This is a genomic window from Novosphingobium sp., from assembly GCF_032093395.1.
In the GTDB taxonomy this organism is placed as follows: domain Bacteria; phylum Pseudomonadota; class Alphaproteobacteria; order Sphingomonadales; family Sphingomonadaceae; genus Novosphingobium.
In genome coordinates, this window is the sequence record NZ_DAMDBA010000054.1 from 1 (window position 1) to 6,059 (window position 6,059).

Below are 6,059 nucleotides of genomic sequence, written 5' to 3' on the forward strand. Positions count from 1 at the left end.
CAAGGTCCATCGCGGCGTCGGCGGCATCTTCTACGATCACCTGGAGTGCGCCGACAAAGCCGCCTGGGAAGCGAACTTCGCCTTCACCCGCGCCGTGGGCGAGGCGTTCCTGGCCGTGTTTCCCCGGCTTGTGCGGCGCCGGATGGGCATGGCCTTCACGCCGCAGGATAAGGCACAACAGCTCGAATGGCGCGGCCGCTATGCCGAATTCAACCTGGTCTACGATCGCGGCACCCTGTTCGGCCTGAAGACAGGCGGCAACATCGATGCGATACTGATGAGCCTGCCGCCGGAAGCGACCTGGTCTTGAGATTATCTTTGCTATCCAGGCAAAGATGAAAGGCTTCGCGAGGTTCTAATCGGCTAGCATCCTGGCGCTTATCTCAGGCGCCAATTCCACAGATGGAAAGGATTGCTCCCATGGATCTCAAGATTGCCGGAAAGACCGCACTCGTTACCGGATCGACTGCCGGCATCGGCCTTGCCATCGCCGCGAAGCTGGCGGACGAGGGCGCCGAAGTCGTGGTCACCGGCCGCAACCAGGCCAAGCTCGATGCGGCAGTGCAGACGGTCGGTCAGCTCGGCAAGGTTCGCGGCGTGCTTGCGGACCCGGTCAGCGCCGAGGGCGCGCGGACGTTGATCGAGGCGATCCCGCAGGTCGACATCCTCGTCAACAACCTGGGCATTTATGAGGCGCGGCCCTTCGTCGAGATCACCGACGAGGAATGGCGCGATATCTTCGAGGTCAATGTCCTCAGCGGCATCCGCCTCTCGCGCCACTATTTCAAGGGCATGCTGGAGCGCGATGCGGGAAGGGTGATCTTCATTTCCAGCGAAAGCGGTCTGATGACGCCCGGCGAAATGGTCCATTACGGCATGACCAAGACGGCGCAGCTTGCCGTGGCGCGCGGGATGGCCGACGCCACGCGCGGCACCAAAGTGACGGTGAACTCGGTGCTGCCGGGGCCGACGCGCTCGGAAGGGATCGTCGAATTCATCCGCTCGGTGGTGGAGAACAAGGACGCGTCCGAAGCCGAGCGCGAGGCCGAGTTCTTCGAGAAGCTGCGCCCGCTCTCGCTGATCCGGCGCCTGATCGAGGCGGACGAGGTGGCGGCCATGGTCGCTTTCCTGGCAAGCCCGCTGGCATCCGCCACCAATGGCGCGGCAGTGCGGGCCGAAGGCGGTATCCTGCCGACGATCGCCTGATCACGGAACGGGCCGTCGGTAACGCCGTCGGCCCGACCTCCGGCGCAGGCCATGGGGATAGCCGAAGCCATGCCTCGGTAATTGCCCCGATGGAGCCGCGCCGCTCCTGCACACATGATCGGCTTTGGTGCTGCCCCGGCGGCCACGAAGCGGAGGTGAATCGTGCAGGATCAATCGTGGAAAGTCTTCACCGGCGCCAGTTTCCTGCTTCTCATCTGCGCCGTGGTGCCGAGGGCCTGGAGCCAGGATCCTGCAATCTCGGCATCCTCGGAAGCGGATACACGCGACCGGGCGGTTGCGGCCTGCATGGCCGAAGCGAAGGCGCGGGGCGCCAAGCTGGGCGCGGTGGACGTGGAGATGCGCCAGGTGGAGGACACCGACAAGAAAAGCGACGGCCGCGCATCGGTGCGGGCGCTTGTCGATGTGGTGCTGCGCAAAAAGGACGGGTCCACCAAGACCGAGAAGAAGACCTTCAAGTGCGACACCCGCAACGGGGTTATTACGGCGTTCAAGTATTACTGAGGGCGAGTATTACCGAGGGCATCTCCGGCTCCAGCATCTGAAGGAACCGGTGGTTGCGGCGGCGATTGGCGGCGCCCAGCGCTTCGATGTCCAACTGCCGGAAAAGCTCCACGCCGAACAGATGGTCCTCCACCCAGCGGACGCGGGCGATATGCTCGACATTATCGGGCAGGCGGATGCAAACGATCTGGTCCGGGAGCGGCATCGTCTTCAGCGCATGGCCCCTGGCCGCCAGGCACATTCCGCGCGGGGAGACATTGCGGACGATCAGCCGCTGCTCGGGCATCGTATCGCGCAGCAGGCTGGCACCGATCAGGGTTCGCTTTCGCGGCGCGCGAGGGTGGATGGCGCGGGCGGGCAGCAGGGCCGACTCGATCAGCTCCGAATCGGTCATCGTTTCGGCAAACTTGCCCAGCAGTCTGGCGTAGACCGCCGTTTCCCTGTCGCCCGTCATATGCGCCTCCTCTGATATGGAGCGAACGACGCCACCCGCCTTTGGAGGAGGGCGTGGCGCGGCTTCGCTGCAAGGTTTGCCGGGTGCGGGTTCCCGCTGAATTAAACCGCGACTGCGGGAATTTCCGATTGAAACGATTTCATGAGATCAGCCACTTTTGCGGTGGTGCGGATGTCACAGTTTCGTTGCATAATCTGCATGTGAAGACTCGGCCTCTTGCCGCGCCGTTAAAAATCCTGACATGAAGCTCGGGAATGCTGCGCCAATACGAACTTGTCGAACGCGTGAAGGAATACGCGCCCCAGGCCGATGAGGCCCTGCTCAACCGTGCCTATGTATATACCGTGCAGAAGCACGGTACGCAGAAGCGCGCTTCGGGCGATCCCTACTTCAGCCATCCGGTGGAAGTGGCAGGATTGATGACCGAGCTGAAGCTTGACCAGCAGACCATCATCACCGCGCTGCTCCACGATACCGTGGAAGATACCCTGGCCACGATCGACGAGATCGAAAAGCTGTTCGGCCCGGACGTCGCGCGGCTGGTGGACGGCGTCACCAAGCTCTCCAAGATCGAGGTGATGACCGAGAACGAACGCGCGGCAGAGAACCTGCGCAAGTTCCTGCTGGCCATGAGCGAGGACTTGCGCGTCCTCCTTGTGAAGCTGGCAGACCGGCTGCATAACATGCGCACCCTCCATTACATCAAGAAGGAGGACAAGCGCTGCCGCATCGCCCGCGAAACCATGGATATCTACGCCCCGCTGGCCGAGCGCGTGGGCATGTACGAATATATGCGCGAGATGCAGATGCTCGCCTTCGAGCAGCTGGAGCCCGAGGGCTATGCCACCATCACCGGCCGCTTGGCGCAGATCCGCAGCGAGGAAGGCGGGCAGGTCGACGAGATCGCGCTCTCCATCAAGCAGGCGCTGGCCGAAGCGGGGCTCAACGTCGAGGTTTCGGGGCGCGAGAAGCACCCCTACTCGATCTGGCGCAAGATGGCCGAGCGCCACGTCACTTTCGAGCAGATCACCGACATCATGGCCTTCCGGGTTCTGACGGACAATGTGGACGAGTGCTACAAGGCGCTCGGCGTGCTGCATCAGACCTGGCAGATGATACCGGGGCGCTTCAAGGACTACATCTCGACGCCCAAGTCGAACGGCTACCAGTCGCTGCACACGGCGCTCATCTTCGAGCGTTCGATGCGCATGGAAGTGCAGATCCGCACGCGCGACATGCACCGCACCAACGAATTCGGCCTTGCCGCGCACTGGGCCTACAAGCAGGGCGGCGGCACCCGGCCCGATGGGCAGGTGGGGTGGCTGCGCGACCTGATCGAAATCGTGGACGCCAGCCACGATGCCGAGGAACTTCTCGAAAACACCAAGATGGCGATCTACCAGGACCGCATCTTCGCCTTCACGCCCAAGGGGGCGCTGTTCCAGCTGCCCAAGGGTTCCACCGCCGTGGACTTCGCCTATGCGGTCCACACCAAGCTGGGCAATGCCACCGTGGGCGCGAAGATCAACGGTCGCCATATCCCGCTGCGCACCCAGCTTACCAACGGCGACGTGGTGGAGATCATCAAGAGCCCCACGTCCGAACCGCAGCTTTCCTGGCTGGGCTTCGTCATCACCGGCAAGGCGCGGGCTTCCATCCGCCGCGCCGTCCGCGCCAAGGAGCGGCAGGAAGTGGCCGAGATCGGTGCCAAGCTGCTCGACGAGATCGTCGGTCGCCTGCCGGGCCGCATCGGCAAGAAAGCCATCGACGGCGCCATCCAGCGCCTGGACATGCGCGACGAGGAAGACCTGATGTTCGCCATCGGCTCGGCGCGGCTCACCGACCGCCAGGTCATGGAAGCACTGGTGCCGGGCAGCACGGCCGAACTTCCCGACGACGGCGATTGGGCGCATGCCGAGCGGGCGATATCGATCCGCGGACTGACGCCGGGCGTCGGTTTCGAACTGGGCGAATGCTGCCACCCGGTGCCCGGAGACCGCATCGTCGGCATCCGGCGGCCCGACCACAAAGTGGAAGTCCACGCGATCGACTGCCTGACGCTGGCGAATGGCGCCGATGTCGATTGGCTCGACCTCTCCTGGGGGGAACGCACTACCGGCGCGGTGGGACGGCTCAGCCTCGTGCTATACAACCGTCCCGGCACGCTTGCGGAAGTCACGCAGATCCTGGCTACCAACCGGGCAAACGTCACCAACCTCCAGATGGTCCACCGCGACGAGCCCTTCGGCACTTACGAGGCCGACCTGGAGGTGACCGACCTGGCTCACCTGACCCGCATCGTCAGCGCCCTGCGTGCCAGCGAGGCGGTGGCCGAAGCCTCGCGAATCTGACCCAGTGGAGGTCAGTATTCCAGGCTGACCTCCACTTCGTCGCCTTCCGCCAGCCTTTCTGCGCGGCGGACGGCGGCCTTCACCGGCAGCAGCCAGACCTGCTCAGCTTCTCCGTCATCGGACTTGCTGGGGAACACCGAAGTCGCGAAGCCGGTGGCACCGATTCGCGCCTTGACCTTCAGCGAGCCGAACCCGCGCGCCGTGCCCTCCAGCTTGCGCATCACCGCCGTACCGGAAAGCGCCTCGCCTGCCGGGCCGTCGATGGTGAGGAAATGCCAGGTTCCGCTGCCCGAACCGCCGGTCCAGCGCCAGAGGCGGCCGGCATGGGACAGGTGCTCGCTGCCGATTTCGCCGCTCACTTGACCTCCCGGATCGGCACCGGGACGTTGCAGACGTCCACGCCGCCCGCAGGGTCAATGTAGAAATCGTCCTGCCGGTTGGCGCGCTTGTCCACGTAGGCGGCGAAGCTGTGGCTCTCGGTAGAGAGATATTCGTAAGCGGGCAGACCGGAGACTTCGTTGCCCATCCGCACGGAGCGGATCGCCGTGCGCTCCTCCGGCGTCTTGTAGAAGCCAATATCGCCGGTGCCACGCGGCAGGGCGGAGAGATTCTCGATCCCCGAAATCACACGCCCGACGATCGCCACGTTACGATCGAGCTGGCGCGGGGCATGGCCAATCACGGCATAGAGTTCGGCGCCGGTGCCGGCATCGGGCGAATTGTTCCGGCCCACGCCGACATAGCCGTAGCAGTGGGTGGGCCAGGCCGAGGTAGGCACATACCGATCGGGTTTCCAAGGCTGCTCGCCCTGTTTCGGCTGCCCAGCTACCTTTTCTCCCGTGTAAGCTACCGGAAATCCGTTATAAAATGCGAAGTTGTGGGAGTATGGATCGGAAAACCTCGATCGCTTGGGCACGTTCATAACGGGCGTCAGGTCAACAATAGCGGTCTGCCTGCCGTTCGAACCATAGCTCATTTTGAAAAGAGCCTCTGAGTAGGGTGTCTCGTACGAACTTTCGCTGATGGTTTGCAGGCCCCTGGGCAGCGGCTTGGCCTTCTTCGGGTTCTCTCCTTCGGGATCGCCCCATTGCACGACGTAGTTGTCCTGAACCCGGACCACGGCGATCCCGTCATACCAACGCGCGGCGACCAGCTTGCGGATGTTCCCCACCCAGCCTTGCGAGAACGGCGCCGGGATCAACTGGATGACTACCCGTCGCGGCTTGCCGTCAGCGCCGGGTGCAAGGTCCATCACTAGCAGATCTGAAGGCGAGATCTGCTTCCAGTCCGCCGCCGGTGCCGACGCGACGATATCGTTCGGCGTGCGCGCTGCAGGCGCGTCCTCGGCCATGAGAGGGGGTGCCAAAAGGGCGGAAACCGCGAGCGCGGAAAAGAATTTTCGCATCGAAGGCGTGATGGCACGTCGAGACGGCTTGCGAAACCCTTCAACGCAGGCTAGGGCGCCCGCCTTACCAGTGCATGCGGAGCGGTGGCCGAGTGGTCGAAGGCGCTCGCCTGGAAAGTGA

7 protein-coding genes and 1 tRNA gene (1 of these 8 running past the window's edge) are annotated in these 6,059 nt (G+C 63.8%); 5 read left to right on the plus strand and 3 right to left on the minus strand.

Annotation, left to right across the window (positions count from 1 at the left end; translation table 11 throughout):
- The 3 genes from RT424_RS16570 to RT424_RS16580 all read left to right on the plus strand — a co-directional run.
- On the plus strand, window positions 1-310 hold a 310-nt coding region (locus RT424_RS16570), incomplete at its 5' end, for a coproporphyrinogen III oxidase (RefSeq protein WP_313440539.1).
- A 110-nt stretch (window positions 311-420) separates the two neighbouring features.
- Window positions 421-1,206 (plus strand): SDR family oxidoreductase, encoded by a 786-nt coding sequence (locus RT424_RS16575; RefSeq protein ID WP_313440541.1) that lies wholly within the window; start codon window positions 421-423, stop codon window positions 1,204-1,206.
- Between the two features lie 162 nt (window positions 1,207-1,368).
- The gene (locus tag RT424_RS16580) at window positions 1,369-1,728 is read left to right on the plus strand and encodes a hypothetical protein (RefSeq protein WP_313440542.1); all 360 of its coding nucleotides are present in this window, start codon (window positions 1,369-1,371) and stop codon (window positions 1,726-1,728) included.
- Here RT424_RS16580 and RT424_RS16585 read toward each other — a convergent pair.
- On the minus strand, window positions 1,715-2,182 hold the full coding sequence (locus RT424_RS16585) for a hypothetical protein (protein ID WP_313440544.1): 468 nt from the start codon (window positions 2,180-2,182) through the stop codon (window positions 1,715-1,717). The genes RT424_RS16580 and RT424_RS16585 overlap by 14 nt on opposite strands.
- Before the next feature lie 254 nt (window positions 2,183-2,436).
- Between RT424_RS16585 and RT424_RS16590 the strand changes: the two genes are divergently transcribed.
- Complete coding sequence (locus tag RT424_RS16590; protein WP_313440546.1) at window positions 2,437-4,533, plus strand: bifunctional (p)ppGpp synthetase/guanosine-3',5'-bis(diphosphate) 3'-pyrophosphohydrolase; 2,097 nt, start codon at window positions 2,437-2,439, stop codon at window positions 4,531-4,533.
- An 11-nt stretch (window positions 4,534-4,544) separates the two neighbouring features.
- Here RT424_RS16590 and RT424_RS16595 read toward each other — a convergent pair whose 3' ends face one another.
- Together RT424_RS16595 and RT424_RS16600 are read right to left on the minus strand one after the other, a co-directional pair.
- Complete coding sequence (locus RT424_RS16595; RefSeq protein WP_313440548.1) at window positions 4,545-4,892, minus strand: DUF1905 domain-containing protein; 348 nt, start codon at window positions 4,890-4,892, stop codon at window positions 4,545-4,547.
- On the minus strand, window positions 4,889-5,938 hold the full coding sequence (locus RT424_RS16600; RefSeq protein ID WP_409521520.1) for a peptidylprolyl isomerase: 1,050 nt from the start codon (window positions 5,936-5,938) through the stop codon (window positions 4,889-4,891). The genes RT424_RS16595 and RT424_RS16600 overlap by 4 nt, the downstream gene beginning before the upstream one ends.
- 78 nt (window positions 5,939-6,016) lie before the next feature.
- Here RT424_RS16600 and RT424_RS16605 point away from each other — a divergent pair.
- Window positions 6,017-6,059, plus strand: a tRNA-OTHER gene (locus RT424_RS16605) (it continues 64 nt past the right edge of the window).